This window comes from Pseudomonas sp. FP1154 (assembly GCF_030687245.1).
Lineage (GTDB): Bacteria > Pseudomonadota > Gammaproteobacteria > Pseudomonadales > Pseudomonadaceae > Aquipseudomonas > Aquipseudomonas rhizophila.
The window spans coordinates 2,401,698-2,424,297 of sequence record NZ_CP117465.1; the positions used below are offsets into that span (position 1 = coordinate 2,401,698).

Sequence of the window (22,600 nt, forward strand, 5' to 3'; positions counted from 1 at the left end):
GTCGATGTGGAAGCTGCTGATTCGCCTTTACCTGGTCACCATCGTGTCCTACAGCGCCGCGATCTATCTGATGCCGGAGTTGGTGGTCCGGCTGTTTCATGAGCGCTTCCTGAACTACAACCTCGATTATTCCCGTGGCCTGCAAACCTTGATGGTCCGGCAGTTCCATAACGTGCCCAGCGAGCAGTGGCCGGCACTGGCGGCACAGATGGACAAGGAATTCGAGCCGCTGCGCATCGAACTGGCGGCCATCGAGGATGAGGGTTTCAGCACCGACGAGCAGGCGCGTCTAAAGCGCGGCGAGAACGTGGTGCGCCTGGGCGAATGGGCCTGGCGAACCTTGGCTGCCGCGCCGCTGGATGAGCACACGGCGGTCAAGATGATTGTGCCCCCGGACCCGACCGAGGTCAGTTGGCTGTACTGGAGCATCAACGTGTTGATCGGTGCCACGATGCTGGCGTGCCTGCTGCTTTGGTTGCGGCCGCATTGGCGCGATCTGGAACGGCTCAAACGCACGGCTGAACGCTTCGGCAAAGGCCATTTGAGCGAACGTACGCAGATTGGCTCCAGCTCGAACATCGGCAGCCTGGCCCACGTGTTCGACACAATGGCCGGCGACATCGAGCGCTTGCTCAACCAGCAGCGCGATCTGCTCAATGCAGTGTCCCATGAATTGCGCACGCCATTGACCCGCCTCGATTTCGGCCTGGCCCTGGCGCTGTCCGATGACCTGCCGCCGGCCAGTCGCGAACGGCTGCAAGGGTTGGTGGCACACATCCGCGAGCTGGATGAGTTGGTGCTGGAGCTGCTGTCTTACAGCCGTCTGCAGAACCCCGAGCTTCTGCCCGAACGCGTGGAGGTGGCGCTGGACGAGTTCATCGACAGTATCCTGGGCAGTATCGACGAGGACCTGGCGGCGCCGGATGTGGTGATCGATGTGCTGCTGCACGGCACGCTGGAGCGTTTCGTGCTGGACCCGCGCCTGACGGCCCGGGCGTTGCAGAATCTGTTACGCAACGCCATGCGTTATTGCGAAAAGCGGATCCAGGTCGGCGTGCTGGTCGGCGTCCAGGGTTGCGAGATCTGGGTCGACGACGACGGTATCGGTATTCCTGACAGCGAGCGCGAGCGTGTGTTCGAACCGTTCTATCGCCTGGACCGCAGTCGCGATCGCGCCACGGGCGGTTTTGGCCTGGGCCTGGCCATCAGCCGTCGCGCCCTGCAAGCCCAGGGCGGTACGCTGACGGCGCAAGCTTCGCCGCTGGGTGGGGCGCGATTGCGCTTGTGGTTGCCAACGCGGTGAGGCTGGGGGAGGGGTCAGGCGTTTATTGCGCTCGATTCAATCAGCGCCACACCCGCTTGCTGCATCCGCCGGATTGCCGCCTCCATCGAACCGTCGATATCAATGCCCCGACAGGCGTCGAGCACCACAAACGCATTGAACCCCGCCGCCCGGGCATCCAGCGCCGAGAACATCACGCAGAAATCCAGCGCCAGCCCCACCATGTACACCGTGTCGATGCCGCGCTCCTTGAGGTAGCCCGTCAGGCCGGTGGGTGTCTGGCGGTCGGCTTCCATGAAGGCCGAATAGCTGTCGATGTCCGGGTTGCAGCCCTTGCGAATGATCAGTTGCGCGTGCGGCAGGTCCAGGGCCGGGTGCAGCGCGGCGCCTTGGGTGCCCTGTATGCAGTGGTCGGGCCACAGTTTCTGTTCGCCATAGGGCAGTTGAATGAGGTCGAACGGTTGCTTGTCCGGATGGCTGGAGGCAAACGAAGCATGCCCGGCCGGATGCCAGTCCTGGGCGAGGATGACCTGCCTGAATGAACGACCCAGGCGGTTGATCAATGGCACGATTTCGTCACCCCCCGGTACGGCCAATTGGCCTCCGGGGATGAAGTCGTTCTGAACGTCTATTACCACTAACGCGGTGGTTGGGGCGATCATGGATGGGTCTCCTGAAATATGGCCCACCACAGCTTAGCCGAACGGCCTGTGACGCAGGTGCCTTCAGTCATCCGGAGACAAGATGTCCTTCGTCGCAAATATTCCAGGGTTGATGGCTTTTTGATATTTGGTCGGTACGCCCGTACCGCAATTGAGTACAATCGCCGCCTTTCAACCGGGCATGGAAGCAGTTCGGCTTTCCAGTCACGAGAAAAAACCATGCTCATCGGCAGTTACTCCCCGGCCCTTGTTTCAATTTCCCTGTTTGTTGCGGTACTGGCTTCCTACACTGCGCTGGACATGACCGGCCGCATCGCGACCACTCAGGGGCGCGCGGCGCATTGGTGGATGGCCGGCGGTTCCCTGGCAATGGGCGTCGGGGTCTGGTCCATGCATTTTATCGGCATGCTGGCGTTCACCTTGCCGGTGGAGCTTGGCTACGATGTATCGATCACCGCCTTGTCCCTGCTGATCGCCATCCTGTCCTGCGGTTTTGCCCTGTGGTTGGTCAGTCAACCGCAATTGCCGGCGTGGCAACTGGCTTTCGGCGCGTTGATCATGGGCGCCGGCATCAGCGCCATGCATTACACCGGCATGGCGGCGCTGCGGATGCAGCCGGGTATTGATTATGACCCCTCGTTGTTCGGGGCTTCGCTGGTGATTGCGGTCGGCGCTTCGGCGGCTGCGTTGTGGATCGCCTTTCGCTTGCGCCAGAACATCCCCCATGTACGTCTGGCCCGCGCCGGCGCTGCTGTCGTGATGGGCCTGGCCATTGTCGGCATGCATTACACCGGCATGGCCGCAGCGCGCTTCAGCGACGGCAGCTTTTGCGGTGCTCTGGACGGCTTGAGTGGCAAGGGTCTGGACAATCTGGTGCTGATCACCACGTTGGCGGTACTGGCCATCGCCTTGCTCACGTCGATTCTCGATGCGCGCCTGGAGGCCCGGACCGCAGAGCTGGCCCAATCGCTGACTCTGGCCAACCGTGAGCTGACGCAACTGGCCCTGCACGACCCCCTCACCGAATTGCCCAACCGCGTGCGGCTGGCCGATCGTATCGGTCAGGCCATGCATCGGGTGCATGAGCAGGGCGGCTGTTTCGCCTTGATGTTCATCGACCTGGATGGCTTCAAACCGGTCAACGATGCTTTCGGCCATCACATGGGCGACCTGTTGCTGCGCGACGTGGCCCTGCGCCTGCGGGAAGACTTGCGCAGCCAGGACACCCTGGCGCGGATCGGCGGTGATGAGTTCGTGCTGCTGGTGCAACTGGCCGAGCCTGACGATGCGTTGCGCCTGGCGGCCCGCCAGGTCGGGCTGATCGGTCGCACATTCCGGGTGGCCGATCATGACCTGCAGATATCCGCCAGTGTCGGCATCGCGCTTTATCCAGGCAACGGCCAGAGCGCCGAAGAGCTGCTGATGAATGCCGACGCGGCGATGTACCACGCCAAGGGCGCCGGCAAGAATGGCTACAGCTTTTTCGATGCCTCGATGAACAGCAACGCCCGCAAGCAACTGCAACTGCTGCAAGACCTGCGCATCGCCGTCGAGCAACGCCAGTTCAGCCTCCATTACCAGCCCAAGTTCGACGCTGCCAACGGCCGTCCGGTGGGGGCCGAAGCCTTGTTGCGCTGGACGCATCCAAACCAGGGCCTGTTGATGCCCGATACTTTCATCGACCTTGCGGAAAAGACCGGGCTGATCATTCCCATCGGGGAATGGGTGTTGAACGAGGCCTGCCGCCAGATGCGCGAATGGTACGTGCTTGGCTACACCGACTGGCGCATCGCGGTGAACCTGTCGGCCTTGCAGTTCTGCCACGTGGGCCTGGTGCAGAGCGTCGCCACGGCGCTGGAAATTCATCATCTGCCAGCCAACAGCCTGACCTTGGAAATCACCGAAACCACGGCGATGAGCGATGCCGATGCAAGCATGACCGTGCTGCAGCAGCTCTCGGACATGGGCGTGGATTTGTCCATCGACGACTTTGGCACCGGTTATTCGAGCCTGATGTACCTCAAGCGGTTGCCGGCCAACGAGCTGAAGATCGATCGCGGTTTCGTCCGCGACCTGGAGCACGACAGTGATGATGCGGCGATTGTCTCGGCCATCGTCGCCCTCGGCCAGGCCCTGGGGCTGCGGATTGTTGCCGAAGGGGTGGAGACCGACATGCAGCAGGATTTCCTGACTCAATTGGGGTGCGATTCGCTGCAGGGTTACCTGCTGGGCCACCCGCTGCCGGCCGAGCGCTTCCTGCACGACATTCGCAAGGCACAACGGCTGGCGCTGGCCTGAGCGGCCGCTCAGGGAACGATGTCGAACGCCGTGCTGCCCAGCCGTTCGCCATTGACCAGCAGATGCACCGCATGCCGGCCCGCGTAGTGTCGGCGGGTGGTCAGTTCGCGAATATGCTGGGAACGGCTGAGGCTGACGCACTCAAGGGCAGGCAGGTCGAAGGTCTTGAGCTTGAAGACTTTGGCCGAGGTGCCGCCCGAGGCTTTCACGTAGTCGATGGCATAGTCGATCACCAGGCGCTGGTTCTGCTCGAGGGTTGATTGCACCTTGAACGACAAGGTAATCGGTTCGCCGAGACGAATCACCGCCGGCGTGACCTGTAAGTCCAGCACCTGGATGTGCGCCTTGCCGCCGACGCCGATAACCGCCAGTGCCCGCGAATTGCCTTGTTTGATCAGGCTGCGCAAAGCATGGCGGGCGATCCATGCGGTATGGCGATCTTGCAGGGGCCAGCCTTCGATCCGGTCCAGCACCCAATCAGGGTGCTGCTTGGTGATGTCGTTGAGATGGTTGGCCACGGACTTGCGTACATACAGGCTGCTGTCGGCCTTGAGCGCCTCAAGGATCGCGGCGGCGAGGTCGGGGTTGGCCTGGATCGGCTCCAGGTGGAACGACCAGGGCAAGCGCGGTCGACTGCCTTCGCTGGCCAGGCGACGGACGTGTTCGTTGGGGTCGTGCGCCCAGTCGTGCATGGCTTTGAGGGTGCGCGCCAGGTCATCGCGCAGGAAATGCCGCACGGCGAACTCCGAGGAGCCGAACCGGGTGAAATACTTGAGCGCATCCAGGGACAGGTCGAAGCTGTGCCGGCCGTAGGACGCCACGTAGTGGGGCAGGAACATGCTGACAAACATGCTGTTGAGTCGGGGCGCCAGGTCCCGCAGCACATCCAGCGACGCTTCGTACTCCAAGGGCAGTACCGCATGCAGGCACTCACTGACTCGCGCCATGCGTTGCATCACCGACAACTCGCTCAGCCCGTCATTGGCCATGTCCAGGAACGTCCGGCTATCGAAAGCTGGATACACCGCGCTCATTTCACTGGCGATGTGCTCAAGGCGTGTGGCGTTGAAGATTTCCTTGAGGGCAGGGGATGAGGTGGTGGCGTTGCTCATGGCGGGGTCCGTGCGGTGAGGTGTGTTGGACTTTATAGGGGATGTGGCTGCCAATGTGTAGCCATCGCCACAGGGACATCGTTGTTCTTCCCGCGGCCTCAGACTTGCGCCACTTCACTCACATACTGGCGGATATGCCCCAACCCCCGTTCCACATAGGCCTCTTTCTCGCCCACCGGGGCAAAGTAATGCAGCACTTCCCGCGCGGTCTCCAGGCCCTTGAGCCGCGCCAGCACCCAGGCCGACAGGTACTGGGCGGAGAAACAGCCACCGGCGGTGGCGATATTGCCATTGGCGTGGAACGCCTGGTTGACCACGTTGACACCCGCCGCCACGACCCATGGTTTACTGGTGGTGTCGGTGCAGGCCGGTGCCTGGCCGAGCAGCCCCAGGCGTGCCAGCAGGAATGTGCCGGAGCATTGGGAACCGAGCAACTGGCGCGTCGGGTCCAGACGCAGCCGGCTCATGATGGCCGGGTTGTCGGCCACTTCCCGGGTCTTCATGCCGCTGCCAAACAACACGGCGTCGGCCTTGCAGGCCTGCTCCAGGTCGATCTGGGCGTCGATGGTCAAACCATTCATGGACGTGACGCGCGGGGTAGGTGAAGCGATGCTCACGCGCCACTCCTTATCGCCGATCAGGGAAATACGGCTGAGCATGCCGTAGGCAATCAGTGAGTCCAGTTCGTTGAAGCCGTCGAAGGTCAGAATGGCGATGTGCATGGCGAGCCCCGGTTTTTATAAATGGCTTTTTTGCCAGCCTACGCCGGTTGTCGGCATCACCGCCCCGTACAGTCGGCGACGGATTCGTCGCTACAGTAAAAGGAATGATTCGCCGCCGTTGAAGTCGGAGATTTCAGTATTCTCGAAATCACTGGAGTTTTTATGCGCAAGCCTACCCTGATCGCCAGCCTGGTCCTGATCGCCGGTCTCGGAGCCTTTGGCCCTGTGGCGCAAGCGGTCGAGGCCACCGGAGATGCGGTGGAACATTCACCCAACAATGGTCGCCGGTTGGTGGAGGCCGACCGGACGCCTTCTGAATATCAGCGCTCGGACAAGGCCATTAAAAACTGGAAGGAGAAGGGGCTCGAAGCACCCGAAGAAGGCGCGCAATGGGTGCAGATCCATGACAAATACGTGATGGTAGTAATTGCCTCCGGCCGGATCCTGAAAATCACCCCCGCCACACGCTAGTCCTTTGAGCTCACTTCGCCTTTGTCCCATAGGCGAACCAGCTCGCCGGGTGCCTGGTCTTCAGGCACCTGCAGCACCATTTCGTCGTCCTGGTCGTTGGCGCGATAGCGCACCTCGATCCGGAAAAAACGCTGGTCGCCGCGCCCCGGTGCCGCCGAGTCCAGCGGCAGACACCCTTCCAGTACCGAACAGATACGCGTGCGCTGGTCGAGATCGCACTGGGAGAAATCGATTTCCCGAGGGCGAGTCAAGCCGGGCATCGCCGCCACGCCGCCCTGGCGGGACAGCCGCACCACGGCGTGATCATCGAGGTTTGGAAGGGGTTTCATCAGTGCTCCTCGGTTAAATCGACGCCAACCTGAGCCCAGCCGTTCTGCACCGCTTGCACTTCCCGGATGCCGAAGCGCTGGCGGGCGTGCTCGACGGTCAAGCGGGCGAAGTCGCTGAAGGAGGCGTCGTTGGCCAGTCTTCTGTCGCACAAGGTTTCATACCAGATCCGGCCGGCCTTTTCCCAGGCAAATCCGCCCAGCGTGGTGGCCGCCAGATAGAAGGCGCGGTTGGGAATGCCGGAATTGATGTGCACGCCGCCGTTGTCCTCGCGGGTGATGACGAATTCACGCATGTGCGCCGGTTGCGGGTCCTTGCCCAGCAGCGGGTCATCGTAGGCCGTGCCGGGGTTGGACATGCTGCGCAGGCCGTCACCGTTGATCTTGTCAGTGAGCAGGTCGGCGCCGATCAGCCAGTCGGCCTGGTCGGCGGTCTGTTCGAGGACGAACTGCTTGACCAGCACCCCGAATACATCGGACATGGACTCGTTCAACGCCCCAGACTGGTTGGCGTAGATCAATCCGGCTTCGCTTTCGGTCACGCCATGGGCCAACTCGTGGGCCACCACGTCGAGGGAGCGGGTGAAACGCTGGAAGATTTCGCCATCGCCGTCGCCGAACACCATCTGCGCGCCGTTCCAGAAGGCGTTTTCGTAGTCCTGGCCGTAATGCACGCTACCCACCAGGGCGAAGCCTTTGTTGTCGATGGAGTCGCGCCCCAGCACTTTCCAGAAAAAATCGTAGGTGGCGCCGAGGGCATCGTAGGCCTCGTCCACGGCCGGGTCGCCAGTGGCTGCCTGGCCTTCGAGGCGTACCGGCTGGCCGGGCAGTTCCATGGTGTTTTGTGCGTCATGCACGCTGCGCTGGGGTTGGCCTGGCTTGCCGGGCCTGGGCAGCGCTGCGGCGGCGGGCGGGGTGTGCGGCGGACCGGGGTTGTGCCGCAGATTGCGTACGTGGGTCAGGGTGCCGAGGGCGCTGGAGCGTTGATGTTCGGAACCGTGGGCGATGATTCGGTTGAGGATATAGGGAGGAATGAAGCCGTGGAGCGGGCGAAAGTCGATCATCAGAACATCCTTATCTGAAATACAGGGTCGATACCCATGTGAACCGAAGCGACTGCTGCGGTTCCCTTGTGCACCCAATACACAAAAGTTTGCCAGCCACGCGGATTTCTGCGAAAACCCGCGCCTGAACCACACGGGAGTAGCCCATGAACGAAGAACTGCAAATCATCGACCTGGAGCAGGGCGACGGCAAAAGCGTAGTCAAAGGCGCGCTGATCACCACCCAATACCGTGGCACGCTGGAAGACGGCACCGAATTCGATTCGTCCTACAGTCGAGGCAAACCTTTTCAGTGCGTGATTGGCACCGGTCGGGTGATCAAGGGCTGGGACGTCGGCCTGATGGGCATGAAGGTCGGCGGCAAACGCAAGCTGTGGGTGCCGGCGAATCTGGCCTATGGCGAACGGTCCATGGGCGCTCACATCAAGCCGGGCGCCAATCTGATTTTCGAAATCGAGCTGCTGGAAGTGCTGACCCGCGACGATTGAAAGTGTTGCTACTATCTGAAGTCCTGCCATGGCTCGATTCGTCGGGGGGCGAAATATGAATGCAGAGCAACATGACCTTGGGGTGTCCCAGGTCGCCGCGGCCATTGCCGAACCGGCCCGCACCCGAATGCTGTGCGCGTTGATGGACGGCCATGCCCGAACCAGCACGGAGTTGGCGAGCATCGCCGATGTCAGTGCCTCTACCGCCAGCAGCCATTTGGCGAAGCTCAAGGAACTGGCCTTGGTGCGTTTGTACGTCCAGGGCCGACATCGCTATTACAGCCTGGCGGATAAGCGGGTTGCCCAGGCGCTTGAAGCGTTGATGGTGATCGGCCAGAACGCCGCCCCGACCTTCACCGCGCGCGCCCCGGATCGCCTGCAATTCGCCCGCACCTGCTACGACCACATGGCCGGCACGCTGGCGGTGCGCATGCATGATCGGATGCTTGAAGCTGGATGGCTGGTGGATGTGGAAGGCAAAGGGTATCGCCTGAGTGACTCCGGCGAGGCGCTGTTCCAAGGGCTGGGCATTGATGTCCAGGCGCTTGCCGGTCAGCGACGCCGATTTGCCTGTCCCTGCCTGGACTGGAGCATGCGCCGTCCGCACCTGGGGGGCGCCTTGGGCGCGGCGTTGCTGCAAGTGGCGATCAAGCGCAAATGGGTGGTTCAGGACCTGGATAGCCGGGCGCTGGCGTTGACGACCAGTGGGCGCAAGGAAATGGCGGCGCGATTGGGTGTCGATGTCGAGATGGATGTCGGCCCTGCTGGCGCCTTCGCGAGCAGGCTCGCTCCCACAGTGGACCTGCGCTGAACACATGATTGATGGCCACCGACAAACCCTGTGGGAGCGGGCTTGCCCGCGAAGGGGCCTTCACATCCAGCATCCATGCAAGCTGATTCACCGCCATCGCGAGCAGGCTCGCTCCCACAGTGGACCTGCGCTGAACACATGATCGATGGCCACCGACAAACCCTGTGGGAGCGGGCTTGCCCGCGAAGGGGCCTTCATATCCAACATCCATGCAAGCTGATTCACCGCCTTCGCGAGCAAGCCCACTCCCACAGTGGACCTGCGCTGAACACATGATTGATGGCCACCGACAAACCCTGTGGGAGCGGGCTTGCCCGCGAAGGGGCCTTCACATCCAGCATCCATGCAAGCTGATCCACCGCCTTCGCGAGCAAGCTCGCTCCCACAGTGGAATTGCGCTGAACACATGATTGATGGCCACCGACAGACCCTGTGGGAGCGGGCTTGCCCGCGAAGGGGCCTCAAGCTGATCCACCGCCTTCGCGAGCAAGCTCGCTCCCACAGTGGAACTGCGCTGAACACATGATCGATGGCCACCGACAGATCCTGTGGGAGCGAGCTTGCTCGCGATAGCCATTCCCGAACCACCCTCATTATCCAGCCATGTGCCTGCGCCGATACTCATCCGGCGTGGTGCCCATCATTTTGCGAAACATGCTGATGAACGCCGAGGCGCTGCTGTAGCCCAGGTCCAGGCCGATGGTTTCCACGCTCTGGCCACGTTCGAGCAGGGCCAGGGCTTCGATGACCTTCAGGCGCTGGCGCCATTCCACCAGTGACATGCCCAGGTCCCGCTGGGCCCGGCGCATCAGTGTGCGTTCGGTGGTGTTGGCGGCGCGGGCCAGTTGCGGCAAGGAGCGTGGGTCGCTGGGATTCGCCTCAAGGGTCCGCAACACGGGGCCCAGCAGTGGATCATCCGAGGAGGGCAAGTAACTGCCGGCATGGGGCGCCTGGATCAGCTTGTCCACCAGCACCTGCAACAAACGTTGCTGCTCGGGCGTCTGAGGTTGGCTCGGCGGGTCGCTGCGCAGCTCTTCCAGCAACGCGCGGATCAGCGGGCTCAAGGTCAGCGCGCAAGGTACGGCCGGCAGCGCAGCGCACAGTTCGGCCGCCAGGTACAACGAACAATGACAGGCTTCATGCCGATTGAACCCAACGTGTTCCATGTCCGGCGGTAACCAGATGCCGTACTGCGGTGGTGCCAGGTAATGGTGCTGGGCGATCTCGATTTCCATCACCCCACTGTAGGAGTAGACGAACTCTCCCCAGGCATGCCGGTGCCGAGGATAAGTGGCGTGGGCCGGCATGCAGGCGCTGCGAAAGAAAATCGGCGAGGGCAGGGCCGCGTCGAACGGAGGAATCTTCAGATGTTGAGCTGGAGGCTGCATATCGACTGTAATGGCGGATTACCGGGATGGCTTGTCGGGTAATCACTATATCCAGCAAAGGTGTCAGGCAGACAATCCTTTCATCCATTTCTGCCCAAGGACCTTTCCCATGACCACCCGCCGCGCCCTGGATGGCCAGGTCAGTGCCCTGATGACGGGCCTCTGTGCCATCTGGGGTTTCCAGCAAGTCGCGATCAAGGCCAGCGCCGCCGACATGGCGCCGATGCTGCAACTGGGCGTGCGCTCGGCCATCGCTGCGGTACTGGTCTGGCTGTTGGTGCTGGCGCGCGGTGAACGCCTGTCCCTGGCCGATGGCAGTTGGCGTCCCGGTCTGTTGGTGGGGCTGTTGTTTGCCTTGGAGTTCGTGATGGTGGGCGAAGGCCTGCGCCATACGACGGCTTCGCACATGGTGATTTTCCTCTACACCGCGCCGATGTTCGCCGCTCTGGGCCTGCACTGGAAACTGCCGAGCGAACGTCTAAAACCTCTGCAATGGCTGGGTATCGCCGTGGCATTCGGCGGTATTGTTGTGGCGTTCAGCGGAGGGACGGGGGCGGCGAACGGCAGTTCGTTACTGGGTGATGGCATGGGGCTGCTGGCCGGTGCGCTCTGGGGGGCTACGACGGTGACGGTGCGTTGTTCACGCTTGACGAACCTGCCCGCCAGCCAGACGTTGCTGTACCAATTGGTCGGCGCCGGGGTGCTGCTGGTAGGGATGTCGGTGGTGCTGGGGCAAACGTCGATCACCCCCACACCGCAACTGCTGGCCAGCCTGGCCTTTCAAGTGTTGCTGGTGTCTTTCGCCAGTTTTCTGATCTGGTTTTCCCTGCTGCGCCGCTACCTGGCTTCGCAGTTGGGGGTGCTGTCGTTCATGACGCCGCTGTTTGGCATCGGTTTTGGTGTCTGGTTATTGGATGAACCGCTGGAGCCGAACTTCATCGTCGGTGCGGCTTTGGTATTGAGTGGGATTCTGCTGGTCAGCGGTTACGGATGGTTTCGCCAGCGTTGGGGGCGATGGCTGGTTTTGCGGCGGGAGTAAGGGAGACAAACCCATGTGGCGAGGGAGCAAGCTCCCTCGCCACATGAGCGCTGCTTAGACCTTGACGATCCAGCCAGCCGGCGCTTCCACGTCGCCGGTCTGCACGCCGGTCAGCTCTTTGTAGAGCTTCTGGGTGATCGGGCCGACTTCGGTTTCGCTGTGGAACACGTGCAGCTTGTCCTTGTAGCTGATGCCGCCAATCGGAGTGATGACCGCAGCGGTACCGCAGGCGCCGGCTTCCTTGAAGTCCGACAGTTTGTCGATGAACACGTCGCCTTCGATCACTTCCAGGCCCAGGCGCGATTTGGCCAGTTCGATCAGCGACAGGCGGGTGATGCCCGGCAGGACCGAAGGGGATTTGGGGGTGACGAATTTGTTGTCATGGGTGATGCCGAAGAAGTTCGCCGAGCCGACTTCCTCGATTTTCGAATGGGTCATCGGGTCCAGGTAGATGCAGTCGGCGAAACTGGCCTTTTTAGCCTGGGAGCCGGGCATCAGGCTGGCGGCGTAGTTGCCACCGACCTTGGCCGCGCCAGTGCCTTGTGGGGCGGCACGGTCGTAGCTGGAGATCAGGAAGTTGTGCGGGGTCAGGCCGCCCTTGAAGTAGGCGCCGACCGGGATGCAGAAGATCGAGAAGATGAACTCGGGTGCGGTGCGCACGCCGATGTTGTCACCCACGCCGATCACGAACGGGCGCAGGTACAACGCGCCGCCAGTGCCATAAGGCGGGATGAAGCGCTCGTTGGCGCGGACCACTTGCTTGCAGGCTTCGACGAACTGCTCGGTCTCGACTTGCGGCATCAGCAGGCGCGCGCAGCTGCGCTGCATGCGGGCGGCGTTCTGGTCAGGGCGGAACAGGTTGATCGAACCGTCCTTGCAGCGATAGGCCTTCAGGCCTTCGAAACACTGCTGACCGTAGTGCAGCGCGGTGGAGCCCTCGCTGATGTGCAGCACGTTGTCGTCGGTCAGGGTGCCGGCGTCCCAGGCGCCATCGCGCCAGTGCGACAGGTAGCGCTTGTCGGTCTTGATGTAGTCAAAGCCCAGTTTGTCCCAATTGATGCTCTCGTTACCCATGACACCCTCTATTTCTTAACAACCGTCGAAACGGTTCAAGGCTTCTGACGTTTTTTGGATGGGGACAACAATACTTCATTCCGGGGCTGTTTCGCAGCCTGTGGCGAGGGGATTTATCCCCGCTGGGCTGCGAAGCAGCCCCATTAGCTCAGATATCTGACGCCCGGCGGTGACAGGTTTTGGGGTTGCTGCGCAACCCAGCGGGGATAAATCCCCTCGCCACAAGGTTATTCACCCACAACTGTTACAGATGCAACGCATGCCCCAACGCTCGCAACGCCGCTTCCTGCACCGCCTCGCCCAGCGTCGGGTGGGCGTGGATGGTGCCGGCGATGTCTTCCAGGCGAGCGCCCATTTCCAGGGACTGGCCGAACGCGGTGGACAGCTCCGACACACCAACGCCAACCGCTTGCCAACCGACGATCAGGTGATTGTCCCGCCGTGCCACGACCCGCACGAAGCCACTTTTCGATTCCAGGGTCATGGCCCGGCCATTGGCGGCGAACGGGAAGCTGGAAACGATGCAGTCGAGCCCGGCGGCTTTGGCCTCGTCCGGCGTTTTGCCGACCACCACCAGTTCCGGATCGGTGAAGCACACCGCTGCGATGGCCGTCGGGTTGAACTCGCGATGCTGACCCGCTATCAGCTCGGCAACCATTTCGCCCTGGGCCATGGCCCGGTGGGCGAGCATCGGTTCGCCGCTCAGGTCGCCGATGGCCCAGACATTGCGCATGCTGGTCTGGCAACGGTTGTCGATTTTCACCGCCGAACCGTTCATCGCCAAGTCCAACGCTTCGAGGTTCCAGCCCTGGGTGTTAGGTTTGCGACCAACGGCCACCAGCACCCGGTCGGTCTCCAGGTTCAGCGTCTCGCCAGCGGGATCGCGCACTTGCAACGTGCTGGCCTGGGCATCGAAACCTTCGACGCTGTGCTTGAGGTACAGCATCACGCCCAACTGCTTGAGCGCCTCGTGCACCGGTTGGGTCAGTTCGCCGTCGTAGGCCGGCAGAATCCGCTCCTGGGCCTCGACCACGCTGACCTCGGCGCCGAGCTTGCGGTAGGCGATGCCCAGCTCCAGGCCGATGTAGCCACCGCCCACCACCACCAGGTGCTTGGGCACCGAGGTCGGGGCGAGGGCTTCGGTGGAGGAAATGATCGGCCCGCCAATCGGCAGCATCGGCAGCTCGACGCTTTTCGATCCGGTGGCCAGCAGCAGGTGTTCGCACTGGATGCGCGTGTCGCCGACGTCAACGGTTTTGCCATCGACGACGTTGGCCCAGCCGTGAATGACCTGGACCTTGTGCTTTTTCAGCAGGGTCGCGACGCCGGTGGTCAGCCGATCGACGATGCCGTCCTTCCATTCCACGCTCTTGCCGATGTCCAGGCTTGGCGCCGACACCGTGATACCCAGGGCCGAGCCCTGGCTGTGGTGCCGTGTCTGATGGAACTGCTCGGCGACGTGAATCAACGCCTTGGACGGGATGCAGCCGATGTTCAGGCAAGTTCCGCCCAACGCCTGGCCTTCCACCAGAATGGTCGGGATGCCCAACTGGCCGGCGCGAATCGCCGCCACATAGCCGCCGGGGCCGCCGCCGATGATCAGCAGCGTGGTGTTCAAAGTTTGCATGGCCTGCTCCATTGATGATTAGTCCACAAACAGCGTGGCGGGCTGTTCGAGCAGGCCGCGCAGGGCCTGGATGAATTGCGCCGCGTCCATGCCGTCGACCACTCGGTGATCGAAGGAACTGGAGAGGTTCATCATCTTGCGGATCACGATCTGGCCTTTGATCACCATGGGCCGTTCGACAATCTTGTTCACGCCGACGATCGCCACTTCCGGCAGGTTCAGCACTGGGGTGCTGACGATGCCGCCCAACGCACCGAGGCTGGTCAGGGTGATGGTCGAGCCGGACAGCTCATCGCGGCTGGCTTTGCCATTGCGGGCCGCCGTTGCCAGACGCGAGATTTCTGCCGCGCTGTCCCACAAGCTACGGGCTTCGGCGTGACGCACCACCGGCACCATCAGGCCCACATCGCTCTGGGTGGCGACGCCGACATGCACAGCGCCCGAACGGTGGATGACCTGGGCCTCGTCGTCATAACGGGCGTTCATTTGCGGGAAGTCCCGCAAGGCTACGACCAAGGCGCGGACCAGGAATGGCAGCAAGGTCAGCTTGCCGCGATGGGCACCGTGCTTTTCATTCAAATGCACCCGCAGTTCTTCCAGGGCAGTGACGTCGATTTCCTCAACGTAGCTGAAATGCGCGGCGCGCTGGGTCGCTTCCTGCATGCGCTGGGCGATCTTGCGGCGCATGCCGATCACCGGGATCTGCTGTTCGTCGTGGCGTTCGGCATAACCCGAGCTGCCTTTGGCCTGGGTCGCTGGACCCTGAGCCAGATAGGCCTCGAGGTCTTCATGCAGGATACGCCCGGCCGGGCCACTGCCCTGGACCAGACGCAACTGAATGCCCAGGTCCAGCGCATGTTTGCGCACGGCCGGGGAGGCCAGCGGCCGCTCGTCCGGATCGCGGGCCACCGGCGCTTGCGGCGCGGGGCGTGGCGCAGCAGCGGGTTGTTCTATCGTCGGCTCAGGCGTTGCCACCGGCGCGGGTTTCGGCGCTGGCGCCGCGACGGCGGGTTGCGCCGACTCCTTGAGGTTGCCGGCACCTTCGACTTCAATGCGGATCAGTTCGCTGCCCACCGCCATGACTTCGCCGGGCTCGCCACCCAGGGCGATCACCCGACCGTGTACTGGCGAGGGAATGTCCACCATCGCCTTGTCGGTCATGACATCGGCCAGCACCTGGTCTTCGACCACCATGTCGCCAACCTTGACGTGCCACACCGACAGTTCAACTTCGGCGATGCCTTCGCCAATGTCCGGCATCTTGATAACGTGCGTGCCCATTCAGACCTCCATGACCCGTTTCAACGCCGCGCCCACACGGGACGGCCCTGGGAAATACGCCCATTCCTGCGCGTGCGGGTAGGGGGTGTCCCAACCGGTGACACGCTCGATGGGCGCTTCCAGGTGGTGGAAGCAGTGTTCTTGCACCAACGACACCAGCTCGGCGCCGAAACCGCAGGTGCGGGTGGCTTCGTGGACGACCACACAGCGGCCAGTTTTTTTCACGGATTTGACGATGGTCTCAAGGTCCAGCGGCCAGAGGCTGCGCAGGTCGATGACTTCGGCGTCGATGCCGGTTTCTTCGGCGGCGGCCTGGGACACATACACCGTGGTGCCGTAGGTGAGGATGGTCACGTCCTTGCCCGGGCGGGTGATGGCGGCGACATCCAGCGGCACTGTGTAGTAGCCGTCCGGCACCTGCGCCGACGGATGTTTCGACCATGGGGTTACCGGGCGGTCGTGGTGGCCGTCGAACGGGCCGTTATACAGGCGCTTGGGTTCGAGGAAAATCACCGGGTCATCGTTTTCGATGGAGGCGATCAGCAGGCCTTTGGCGTCGTAAGGGTTCGACGGCATGACGGTGCGCAAGCCGCAAACCTGGGTGAACATCGCTTCGATGCTCTGGCTGTGGGTCTGGCCGCCATAGATGCCGCCGCCGCAGGGCATGCGCAGGGTCATCGGCGCGGTGAACTCGCCGGCCGAGCGATAGCGCAGGCGCGCCGCTTCGGAAATGATCTGGTCCGAGGCCGGGTAGACGTAGTCGGCGAACTGGATCTCGGCCACCGGCCGCAACCCGTAGGCGCCCATGCCCACGGCCACGCCGACGATACCGCTCTCGGAAATCGGCGCGTCGAACACCCGCGAGGTGCCGTATTTATTCTGCAGGCCTTCGGTGCAGCGGAACACGCCGCCGAAGTAGCCCACGTCCTGGCCGAACACCACGACGTTGTCGTCGCGCTCGAGCATCACGTCCATGGCCGAGCGCAGGGCCTGGATCATGGTCATGGTGGTAGTGGTCATGGCGGTGTCCAGCTGGATATTGTTGTTGTGATCGTTCATGTCAGATCCCCAACTCCTGACGCTGGCGCTTCAAGTGCTCCGGCATCTCTTTGTAGACGTCTTCGAACATGGTCGCGGCGCTTGGGATCTGCCCGCCAGCAAGGGTGCCGTACTGCTCGGCTTCCTTCTGCGCGGCGATCACCTCGGCTTCGAGTTCGGCGCTGACGGCGGCATGTTCCTCTTCGGACCAGTGGCCGATTTTCACCAGATGCTGCTTGAGGCGCGCAATCGGGTCGCCCAGCGGGAAGTGGCTCCAGTCGTCGGCGGGACGGTATTTGGACGGATCATCGGAAGTGGAATGCGGGCCGGCGCGGTAGGTCACCCATTCGATCAGCGCCGGGCCGAGGTTGCGGCGGGCGCGTTCGGCGGCCCAGCGCGAAGCGGCGTAGACCGCCATGAAGTCGTTGCCATCCACCCGCAGCGAAGCGATGCCGCAGCCGACGCCGCGTCCGGCGAAGGTGGTGGCTTCACCGCCGGCAATGGCCTGGAAGGTGGAGATCGCCCACTGGTTGTTGACCACGTTGAGGATCACTGGCGCCCGGTAGACGTGGGCGAAGGTCAGGGCGGTGTGAAAGTCCGATTCGGCGGTGGCGCCGTCACCGATCCAGGCCGAGGCGATCTTGGTGTCGCCCTTGATCGCCGAGGCCATGCCCCAGCCCACGCCCTGGATGAATTGCGTGGCGAGGTTGCCGGAGATGGTGAAAAAACCGGCGTCCTTGACCGAGTACATGATCGGCAACTGCCGGCCCTTGAGCGGATCGCGCTCGTTGGACAGCAGTTGGCAGATCATGCCCACCAACGGCACCTCGCGGGCCATCAGGATGCTTTGCTGGCGATAGGTGGGGAAGCACATGTCATCGATGTTCAGCGCCAGGGCCTGGCCGCTGCCGATGGCTTCCTCGCCGAGGCTCTGCATGTAGAACGACATTTTTTTCTGGCGCTGGGCGACCACCATGCGGTTGTCGTAGATGCGCGTCTTGAGCATGGCGCGCATGCCTTTGCGCAGGATCTCGAGAGGCACGTCTTCGGCCCATGGGCCGTGGGCATTGCCCTGGTCATCGAGCACGCGAATCAGCCCGCGGGCCAGGTCGGCCGTGTCGGACGGTTCAACGTCGATGGAGGGTTTGCGCACCGTGCCGGCATCGCTCAGATGCAGGTAGGAGAAGTCGGTCTGGCAGCCGGGACGGCCCGAGGGTTCGGGGACGTGCAGGCGTAGCGGTTCATACGCTGGGTTCATGGCTTTCTACGCTCGATCTTGTGAATTTCTTGTAGTGGGCGCGCTAGCTGACGAACTTTCCCGGGTAAGGAAAATTGTCCTACAACAATCATAGGCTCGACGCAGAAGAATATTTTTCTCTGTTGGGTTGCTGTTCAGATCATTTGCAGATAAAAAATCTGCACAACGATAAAAAACAGGATTATTTGTCTCATGCGTAAATTGGATCGCACCGACATCGGCATTCTGAACAGCCTTCAGGAAAACGCCCGCATCACCAACGCCGAGCTTGCCCGGTCGGTCAATCTATCGCCCACGCCTTGCTTCAACCGGGTCCGGGCCATGGAGGAGCTGGGGGTGATACGCGAGCAAGTCACGCTGCTGGATGCCGATCTGCTGGGCCTGCATGTCAACGTGTTCATCCACGTGAGTCTGGAAAAACAAGTGGAGGAGGCGTTGCAGCACTTCGAAGAGGCGATCTCCGACCGACCGGAGGTGATGGAGTGCTACCTGATGGCAGGCGACCCGGATTACCTGATCCGCGTGCTGGTGCCGTCGATCCAGTCGCTGGAGCGGTTCATGATGGACTTTCTGACCAAGGTCCCGGGGGTGGCGAATATCCGTTCGAGCTTTGCGCTCAAGCAGGTTCGATATAAAACGGCGCTGCCTTTGCCGGCCAACGGTTTGACCTTGGGGACCTGACGCCCAGCCGAGCGGGAGAGAAACCTGTCTGGAGGGGTTACAGGAGTCGACACTGCATCGAAAACCCCAGCGTCACTGACTGCCCTTGCTCCAGCAAGCGCAACCCTGGCCGCCCTGGCAGGTGGTGGGCATTGACCGGATGGCTGACCGGTTCGACGCAAAAGAAATCCAGGCCCACGGGACAGTACAGCAAGAAGTATTCGCTGCCGCTGGCTCGGCATTCCAGCTCATAACCCAGGTCCGGTTGCTGGATCAGGCAATGCCCGTCCCAGCCGCCAAAGCCGTTGTCCACCAGTGTGTCCGGCAGCAAGCGGGGTTGTTGGAAGTCCCAGATTCGAGGAACGCTGCCCAATGTGGTTGGCAGTTTTTTCTCATCGCACATCCAGACTTCGGTCGCACGGGTTTGCAGGCGTGTGCCAGCAGTGCGCGGGAAGTATGGGTGTAAACCCAGCCCGTGCCACGCGGCCTGTTCGGCCAGGTGGGTGACGTGCATCGCGATCTGTAACTGACCGCCGCTCAAGCGGATCCGCAGGCTGGCGCAATAGGCGAATGGATGTTGGCTGTCGAGCTGCAACAAGGCTTTCTGGGCGCTTTGCTCTATCACTTGCCACGGTTGTTGCCAGGCGCTGCCATGGATCGGGAACGGGTCGTTGGGGCTGTTGGCGTCCAGACCGAGCCAGCCGCCGGGGCAATCGAAACCGCCCTGGGCGATCCGGTTCGACCATGGGATCAGCGGGAAGCAGCCGAGTTTGCCCGGCAGGCCGTTTTCCAGCGCTTGCGGCGCGGGCGGGCGTAACAGGGGAGCACCAGTGCTGCGCAATGTCCATTCAACGAGACTGGCGCCCAGGTGCGGGGCCAGGGTGAGGCGGGTCAGTTCGTCTTCGAGGTGGAGAAGGGGAGGCGTCATGGTGACCTTGTTTAGCAAGGTTGAAAAAACGGTTGTGGGGAAAACCGGATTTTTGTGTGCGAACCCTGTGGCGAGGACTTGTGGGAGCAAAGCTTGCTCGCGATGCAGGCTCCTCGGTTTCCTGGGAGACTGCGTCATCTTCATCGCGGGCAAGCCTTGCTCCCACAAGGGGATGGTTGTTGTTTCTTACAGCACCAGACGCGGCAACCACAGCGAGATCGCCGGAATGTAGGTCACGGCCAGCAACACCAGAAACAGCACGCCGTAGAACGGCAGCAGGGCCTTGACGGTGCTTTCGATACTGACCTTGCCAATGGCGGAGCCGACGAACAGCACTGCTCCCACCGGCGGTGTAATGAGCCCGATACCCAGGTTCACCAGCATGATCATGCCGAACTGCACCGGGTCCACGCCGATGCCCATGATCACCGGCATCAGGATCGGTGTCAGGATCAGGATCAGCGGCGCCATGTCCATCACCGTACCCAGGACCAGCAGCATCGCGTTGATGCACATCAGGATCACGTAGCGGTTGTCGGAGATAGTCAGGAACAGGGTGGTGATTTTCGCCGGGATCTGCATCAGCGTCATGATGTAGCCGAAGCTGGCGGCGAAGCCGATCAGGATCATCACGATCGAGATGGTACGCACCGTGCGATGCATCAGTTTCGGCAACTCACTCCACTTGTAGTCGCGGTAAATGCACATGGTCACGAAGAATGCCCAGAGCACAGCGATAGCGGCCGATTCGGTGGCGGTGAAAACACCCGAGAGGATGCCGCCGAGGATGATGAACATGGTCATCATGCCCCACATGGCTTCCCGGCAGATTTTCAGCGCCTGCTTGAGGGGAATCACTTCGCCCTTGGGGTAGTTGCGCTTCTTCGCGAAGATCAGGCACAACACCATCAGGCAGGCGTTCATCAGCAGGCCCGGCACGATGCCGGCCATGAACAGCGCACCGATGGAAACCGTACCGCCGGCTGCCAGGGAGTACAGCACCGCGTTATGGCTGGGCGGGGTCAGCAGGGCTTGTACCGAACCACTGACGGTCACTGCGGTGGAGAACTCCCGCGGGTAGCCGCGGCGTTCCATCTCCGGGATCAGTACCGAACCCACCGAGGCGGTGTCGGCCACTGAGGATCCGGAAATGGCACCGAAGAACGTCGAGGCCATGAGGTTGACCAGTGACAGACCGCCGCGCACGAAACCCACCAGCACACCGGCGAAGGCCACCAGCCGGCGAGACATACCACCCTCGGCCATGATTGCACCGGCCAGGACGAAGAACGGAATGGCCAGCAACGAAAATTTATTCACCCCGCCCGCGACCTGGATCATCACGGCCTGGAACGGAATATCGATCCACCACGCGCCGATCAGCGCAGCGGCACCCAGGGCGTAGGCGACCGGCATGCCGATCAGGATTAACAGGAAAAAACTGCCCAGCAGAATCAGAGCGTCCATTAAGCGGCACCTTCACTTTCTTCGACCAGGTCGAACTGCACGACCCGGCGCTTGCTCTGATCACCGAGCAAGAGTTTTTCCAGGACAAAAATCAGGGTCAGAAAACCACCGACCGGTATGGGCATGTACGTGATGCCGACCCGCAGTGTGGGCAGGGCGCTCATGTACTGGTTCCAGGTGGACAGGCAGAGTTTGGTGCCGCCGCTGATCATGAAGATGCAGATCACCGCCATCAGCAGCTGGGAAAACACCGATGCCGCGGTTTTCAAGTGAGGGGGCAGGCGGTTGGTGAGCATGTCCACGGCCATGTGCGCACCGGCGCGGTAACTGGCGGCGGCGCCAATGAACGTGAACACGATCATCAGCAAAATCGCGGTGGGCTCCGGCCAGCTTGAGCCGGTACCCAGCACGTAGCGGGCGAACACGCCCCAAGGAATCATCAGAGCAATTGCCAGGACAGAGAGGCCGGCGACCCAGATGCAAGTCATGTAAATCTTGTCGTTGATGCGCAGCAGCAAATTCTTCATCGGGTTCCACCGTAACCGGGCGCGCCCGTGACATCGGGCGCACCTGGCCTTTTCAAGTACAGATTAAGAGGTGTTACTGAACGGCTTCGATACGCTTGATCAGGTCGGCGTACGGTGCACCGTATTTGGCCCGGATCGGTGCGGTGGCGTCATAGAAGGGTTTCTTGTCGACGGTGATGAACTCAACGCCCGCGGCCTTGAGTTTCTCTTCACTGGCGGCAGTCTTCTTGTCCCACAATTCGCGCTCGTCCAGCTGGGATTGCTTGGCCGCTTTTTTCACCAGGGCTTGCTGCTCGGGGGTGAGTTTTTCCCAGGTGAACTTGGACATCACCACCGGCTCCGGCAGGATCAGGTGGCCGGTCAAACTGTAGTACTTGGCGTTCTGGTAGTGGTTGTGCTCGAGCATGGTCGGCGGGTTGTTTTCCGCACCGTCGATCACGCCGGTCTGCAGAGCACTGAAGATTTCACCGGTGTCCATGGCAATCCCGTTACCGCCCATGGCGTTGAGGGTCTCGATGAACATCGGGTTGCCCATGACACGAATTTTCATGCCATGCATGTCTTCGGGCTTGTGCACGGGTTTCTTGGTGTAGAGGTTGCGAGTACCGCCGTCCATCCAGGCCAGGGCCACCAGGTTGAATTCGGAGTTGGTGATCTTGTCGAGGATTTCCTGGCCGATTTCACCGTCGATGATCTTGCGCATGTGCGCCTGGTCACGGAACACGAATGGCATGTTGAAGACGTTTACGTCCGGCACCACCGGCCCAACGATGCCCAGGCTGACGCGGGCCATCTGGACGGCACCGACCTGAAGCTGCTCGATGACTTCTTTTTCCGAGCCCAACACACCGCCGGAATACATCTTGAAGGTGAACGGGTCTTTTTGGCCTTTGCTTTCCTCGACCAGCGTCTTGCCAAGGATTTTTTCCGCTTCCACGGTTGGATAGCCATCAGGATGGATATCGGCAAACTTGATCTCAAGAGCCTGTGCCGCTTGCGCAAGGAAGGCCAGGGGGAGGGCTGCGATCAGAAGCGTGCGTTTGAAATTCATGGTCAATCTCCAGTGTTGTTGTTTTT

Annotated in this window: 22 protein-coding genes; 7 read left to right on the forward strand and 15 right to left on the reverse strand. The window is 61.8% G+C overall.

Annotated features, from left to right (window positions below):
• The first annotated feature begins 4 nt into the window (after positions 1-4).
• Positions 5-1,303 carry an ATP-binding protein gene (locus tag PSH91_RS11005; RefSeq protein WP_281459333.1) on the forward strand — a complete coding sequence of 433 codons (1,299 nt, stop codon included), beginning with the start codon at positions 5-7 and terminating at the stop codon, positions 1,301-1,303.
• Between the two features lie 14 nt (positions 1,304-1,317).
• On the opposite strand, the gene pncA is transcribed toward PSH91_RS11005, so the two are convergent.
• The gene (gene pncA, locus PSH91_RS11010) at positions 1,318-1,944 is read right to left on the reverse strand and encodes a bifunctional nicotinamidase/pyrazinamidase (RefSeq protein ID WP_281459332.1); all 627 of its coding nucleotides are present in this window, start codon (positions 1,942-1,944) and stop codon (positions 1,318-1,320) included.
• 219 nt (positions 1,945-2,163) lie between these two features.
• Here pncA and PSH91_RS11015 point away from each other — a divergent pair, with 219 nt between their 5' ends.
• A complete protein-coding gene (locus PSH91_RS11015) occupies positions 2,164-4,242 on the forward strand; it encodes a bifunctional diguanylate cyclase/phosphodiesterase (RefSeq protein ID WP_305468184.1) in 2,079 nt (692 codons plus the stop codon).
• 8 nt (positions 4,243-4,250) lie between these two features.
• On the opposite strand, the gene PSH91_RS11020 is transcribed toward PSH91_RS11015, so the two are convergent.
• Both PSH91_RS11020 and PSH91_RS11025 read right to left on the reverse strand, forming a co-directional pair.
• Positions 4,251-5,354: a DNA alkylation repair protein gene (locus tag PSH91_RS11020; RefSeq protein WP_305468186.1), complete on the reverse strand. Its 1,104-nt coding sequence runs from the start codon at positions 5,352-5,354 to the stop codon at positions 4,251-4,253.
• 98 nt (positions 5,355-5,452) lie between these two features.
• The gene (locus PSH91_RS11025; protein WP_047227616.1) at positions 5,453-6,076 is read right to left on the reverse strand and encodes a DJ-1/PfpI family protein; all 624 of its coding nucleotides are present in this window, start codon (positions 6,074-6,076) and stop codon (positions 5,453-5,455) included.
• 162 nt (positions 6,077-6,238) lie between these two features.
• Between PSH91_RS11025 and PSH91_RS11030 the strand changes: the two genes are divergently transcribed.
• Positions 6,239-6,547, forward strand: coding sequence for an RcnB family protein (locus PSH91_RS11030; RefSeq protein ID WP_047227615.1), 309 nt, complete (start codon positions 6,239-6,241; stop codon positions 6,545-6,547).
• Here PSH91_RS11030 and PSH91_RS11035 read toward each other — a convergent pair.
• On the reverse strand, positions 6,544-6,876 hold the full coding sequence (locus tag PSH91_RS11035) for a protealysin inhibitor emfourin (protein WP_139050564.1): 333 nt from the start codon (positions 6,874-6,876) through the stop codon (positions 6,544-6,546). The two genes, PSH91_RS11030 and PSH91_RS11035, sit on opposite strands and share 4 nt — an antisense overlap.
• Positions 6,876-7,937 (reverse strand): M4 family metallopeptidase, encoded by a 1,062-nt coding sequence (locus PSH91_RS11040; protein ID WP_047227613.1) that lies wholly within the window; start codon positions 7,935-7,937, stop codon positions 6,876-6,878. The genes PSH91_RS11035 and PSH91_RS11040 overlap by 1 nt, the downstream gene beginning before the upstream one ends.
• Before the next feature lie 146 nt (positions 7,938-8,083).
• Between PSH91_RS11040 and PSH91_RS11045 the strand changes: the two genes are divergently transcribed.
• Positions 8,084-8,425: an FKBP-type peptidyl-prolyl cis-trans isomerase gene (locus tag PSH91_RS11045; protein ID WP_047227612.1), complete on the forward strand. Its 342-nt coding sequence runs from the start codon at positions 8,084-8,086 to the stop codon at positions 8,423-8,425.
• Positions 8,426-8,480: 55 nt separating this feature from the next.
• Complete coding sequence (locus tag PSH91_RS11050; RefSeq protein WP_305468190.1) at positions 8,481-9,236, forward strand: helix-turn-helix transcriptional regulator; 756 nt, start codon at positions 8,481-8,483, stop codon at positions 9,234-9,236.
• A 593-nt stretch (positions 9,237-9,829) separates the two neighbouring features.
• Here PSH91_RS11050 and PSH91_RS11055 read toward each other — a convergent pair.
• Positions 9,830-10,624 (reverse strand): helix-turn-helix transcriptional regulator, encoded by a 795-nt coding sequence (locus PSH91_RS11055; RefSeq protein ID WP_047227610.1) that lies wholly within the window; start codon positions 10,622-10,624, stop codon positions 9,830-9,832.
• A gap of 109 nt (positions 10,625-10,733) precedes the next feature.
• Between PSH91_RS11055 and PSH91_RS11060 the strand changes: the two genes are divergently transcribed.
• Entirely contained in the window at positions 10,734-11,663 is a 930-nt protein-coding gene (locus PSH91_RS11060; RefSeq protein ID WP_305468191.1) for a DMT family transporter, read from the forward strand.
• 54 nt (positions 11,664-11,717) lie between these two features.
• Here the strand turns inward: PSH91_RS11060 and PSH91_RS11065 are convergent, their stop codons facing one another.
• The 5 genes from PSH91_RS11065 to PSH91_RS11085 all read right to left on the reverse strand — a co-directional run bounded on the left by PSH91_RS11065 (position 11,718) and on the right by PSH91_RS11085 (position 17,941).
• Entirely contained in the window at positions 11,718-12,737 is a 1,020-nt protein-coding gene (locus tag PSH91_RS11065; RefSeq protein WP_047227608.1) for a branched-chain amino acid aminotransferase, read from the reverse strand.
• 244 nt (positions 12,738-12,981) lie between these two features.
• The gene (lpdA, locus tag PSH91_RS11070) at positions 12,982-14,364 is read right to left on the reverse strand and encodes a dihydrolipoyl dehydrogenase (RefSeq protein ID WP_076385298.1); all 1,383 of its coding nucleotides are present in this window, start codon (positions 14,362-14,364) and stop codon (positions 12,982-12,984) included.
• An 18-nt stretch (positions 14,365-14,382) separates the two neighbouring features.
• On the reverse strand, positions 14,383-15,645 hold the full coding sequence (locus tag PSH91_RS11075; RefSeq protein WP_107322738.1) for a dihydrolipoamide acetyltransferase family protein: 1,263 nt from the start codon (positions 15,643-15,645) through the stop codon (positions 14,383-14,385).
• Positions 15,646-16,704 carry an alpha-ketoacid dehydrogenase subunit beta gene (locus PSH91_RS11080; RefSeq protein WP_047227605.1) on the reverse strand — a complete coding sequence of 353 codons (1,059 nt, stop codon included), beginning with the start codon at positions 16,702-16,704 and terminating at the stop codon, positions 15,646-15,648.
• Between the two features lies 1 nt (position 16,705).
• Positions 16,706-17,941, reverse strand: a complete 1,236-nt coding sequence (locus PSH91_RS11085; protein WP_107322737.1) for a 3-methyl-2-oxobutanoate dehydrogenase (2-methylpropanoyl-transferring) subunit alpha — start codon at positions 17,939-17,941, stop codon at positions 16,706-16,708.
• Between the two features lie 192 nt (positions 17,942-18,133).
• Here PSH91_RS11085 and bkdR point away from each other — a divergent pair, with 192 nt between their 5' ends.
• Positions 18,134-18,622, forward strand: a complete 489-nt coding sequence (gene bkdR, locus PSH91_RS11090) for a Bkd operon transcriptional regulator BkdR (protein WP_047227603.1) — start codon at positions 18,134-18,136, stop codon at positions 18,620-18,622.
• A gap of 37 nt (positions 18,623-18,659) precedes the next feature.
• Here bkdR and PSH91_RS11095 read toward each other — a convergent pair whose 3' ends face one another.
• The 4 genes from PSH91_RS11095 to PSH91_RS11110 form a co-directional block, all read right to left on the reverse strand.
• Positions 18,660-19,529 carry an aldose 1-epimerase gene (locus PSH91_RS11095; protein ID WP_305468193.1) on the reverse strand — a complete coding sequence of 290 codons (870 nt, stop codon included), beginning with the start codon at positions 19,527-19,529 and terminating at the stop codon, positions 18,660-18,662.
• A 186-nt stretch (positions 19,530-19,715) separates the two neighbouring features.
• Positions 19,716-20,996 (reverse strand): TRAP transporter large permease, encoded by a 1,281-nt coding sequence (locus PSH91_RS11100; RefSeq protein WP_047227601.1) that lies wholly within the window; start codon positions 20,994-20,996, stop codon positions 19,716-19,718.
• Positions 20,996-21,523: a TRAP transporter small permease gene (locus PSH91_RS11105; RefSeq protein ID WP_047227600.1), complete on the reverse strand. Its 528-nt coding sequence runs from the start codon at positions 21,521-21,523 to the stop codon at positions 20,996-20,998. The genes PSH91_RS11100 and PSH91_RS11105 overlap by 1 nt, the downstream gene beginning before the upstream one ends.
• A gap of 73 nt (positions 21,524-21,596) precedes the next feature.
• Positions 21,597-22,574: a TRAP transporter substrate-binding protein gene (locus PSH91_RS11110; RefSeq protein WP_047227599.1), complete on the reverse strand. Its 978-nt coding sequence runs from the start codon at positions 22,572-22,574 to the stop codon at positions 21,597-21,599.
• Between the last annotated feature and the right edge of the window lie 26 nt (positions 22,575-22,600).

What these genes read in the sequence shown, in the direction of transcription:
- PSH91_RS11080 (WP_047227605.1), bottom strand. Translation starts at nt 16,704, where the DNA reads ATGAACGATCACAACAACAATATCCAGCTGGACACCGCCATGACCACT.
- PSH91_RS11025 (WP_047227616.1), bottom strand. Translation starts at nt 6,076, where the DNA reads ATGCACATCGCCATTCTGACCTTCGACGGCTTCAACGAACTGGACTCA.
- PSH91_RS11050 (WP_305468190.1), top strand. Translation starts at nt 8,481, where the DNA reads ATGAATGCAGAGCAACATGACCTTGGGGTGTCCCAGGTCGCCGCGGCC.
- lpdA (WP_076385298.1), bottom strand. Translation starts at nt 14,364, where the DNA reads ATGCAAACTTTGAACACCACGCTGCTGATCATCGGCGGCGGCCCCGGC.
- PSH91_RS11095 (WP_305468193.1), bottom strand. Translation starts at nt 19,529, where the DNA reads ATGACGCCTCCCCTTCTCCACCTCGAAGACGAACTGACCCGCCTCACC.
- PSH91_RS11100 (WP_047227601.1), bottom strand. Translation starts at nt 20,996, where the DNA reads ATGGACGCTCTGATTCTGCTGGGCAGTTTTTTCCTGTTAATCCTGATC.
- PSH91_RS11045 (WP_047227612.1), top strand. Translation starts at nt 8,084, where the DNA reads ATGAACGAAGAACTGCAAATCATCGACCTGGAGCAGGGCGACGGCAAA.
- PSH91_RS11060 (WP_305468191.1), top strand. Translation starts at nt 10,734, where the DNA reads ATGACCACCCGCCGCGCCCTGGATGGCCAGGTCAGTGCCCTGATGACG.
- PSH91_RS11055 (WP_047227610.1), bottom strand. Translation starts at nt 10,624, where the DNA reads ATGCAGCCTCCAGCTCAACATCTGAAGATTCCTCCGTTCGACGCGGCC.
- PSH91_RS11040 (WP_047227613.1), bottom strand. Translation starts at nt 7,937, where the DNA reads ATGATCGACTTTCGCCCGCTCCACGGCTTCATTCCTCCCTATATCCTC.
- PSH91_RS11005 (WP_281459333.1), top strand. Translation starts at nt 5, where the DNA reads ATGTGGAAGCTGCTGATTCGCCTTTACCTGGTCACCATCGTGTCCTAC.
- PSH91_RS11020 (WP_305468186.1), bottom strand. Translation starts at nt 5,354, where the DNA reads ATGAGCAACGCCACCACCTCATCCCCTGCCCTCAAGGAAATCTTCAAC.
- PSH91_RS11030 (WP_047227615.1), top strand. Translation starts at nt 6,239, where the DNA reads ATGCGCAAGCCTACCCTGATCGCCAGCCTGGTCCTGATCGCCGGTCTC.
- PSH91_RS11065 (WP_047227608.1), bottom strand. Translation starts at nt 12,737, where the DNA reads ATGGGTAACGAGAGCATCAATTGGGACAAACTGGGCTTTGACTACATC.
- PSH91_RS11035 (WP_139050564.1), bottom strand. Translation starts at nt 6,876, where the DNA reads ATGAAACCCCTTCCAAACCTCGATGATCACGCCGTGGTGCGGCTGTCC.
- PSH91_RS11075 (WP_107322738.1), bottom strand. Translation starts at nt 15,645, where the DNA reads ATGGGCACGCACGTTATCAAGATGCCGGACATTGGCGAAGGCATCGCC.
- PSH91_RS11110 (WP_047227599.1), bottom strand. Translation starts at nt 22,574, where the DNA reads ATGAATTTCAAACGCACGCTTCTGATCGCAGCCCTCCCCCTGGCCTTC.
- PSH91_RS11015 (WP_305468184.1), top strand. Translation starts at nt 2,164, where the DNA reads ATGCTCATCGGCAGTTACTCCCCGGCCCTTGTTTCAATTTCCCTGTTT.
- pncA (WP_281459332.1), bottom strand. Translation starts at nt 1,944, where the DNA reads ATGATCGCCCCAACCACCGCGTTAGTGGTAATAGACGTTCAGAACGAC.
- PSH91_RS11085 (WP_107322737.1), bottom strand. Translation starts at nt 17,941, where the DNA reads ATGAACCCAGCGTATGAACCGCTACGCCTGCACGTCCCCGAACCCTCG.
- PSH91_RS11105 (WP_047227600.1), bottom strand. Translation starts at nt 21,523, where the DNA reads ATGAAGAATTTGCTGCTGCGCATCAACGACAAGATTTACATGACTTGC.
- bkdR (WP_047227603.1), top strand. Translation starts at nt 18,134, where the DNA reads ATGCGTAAATTGGATCGCACCGACATCGGCATTCTGAACAGCCTTCAG.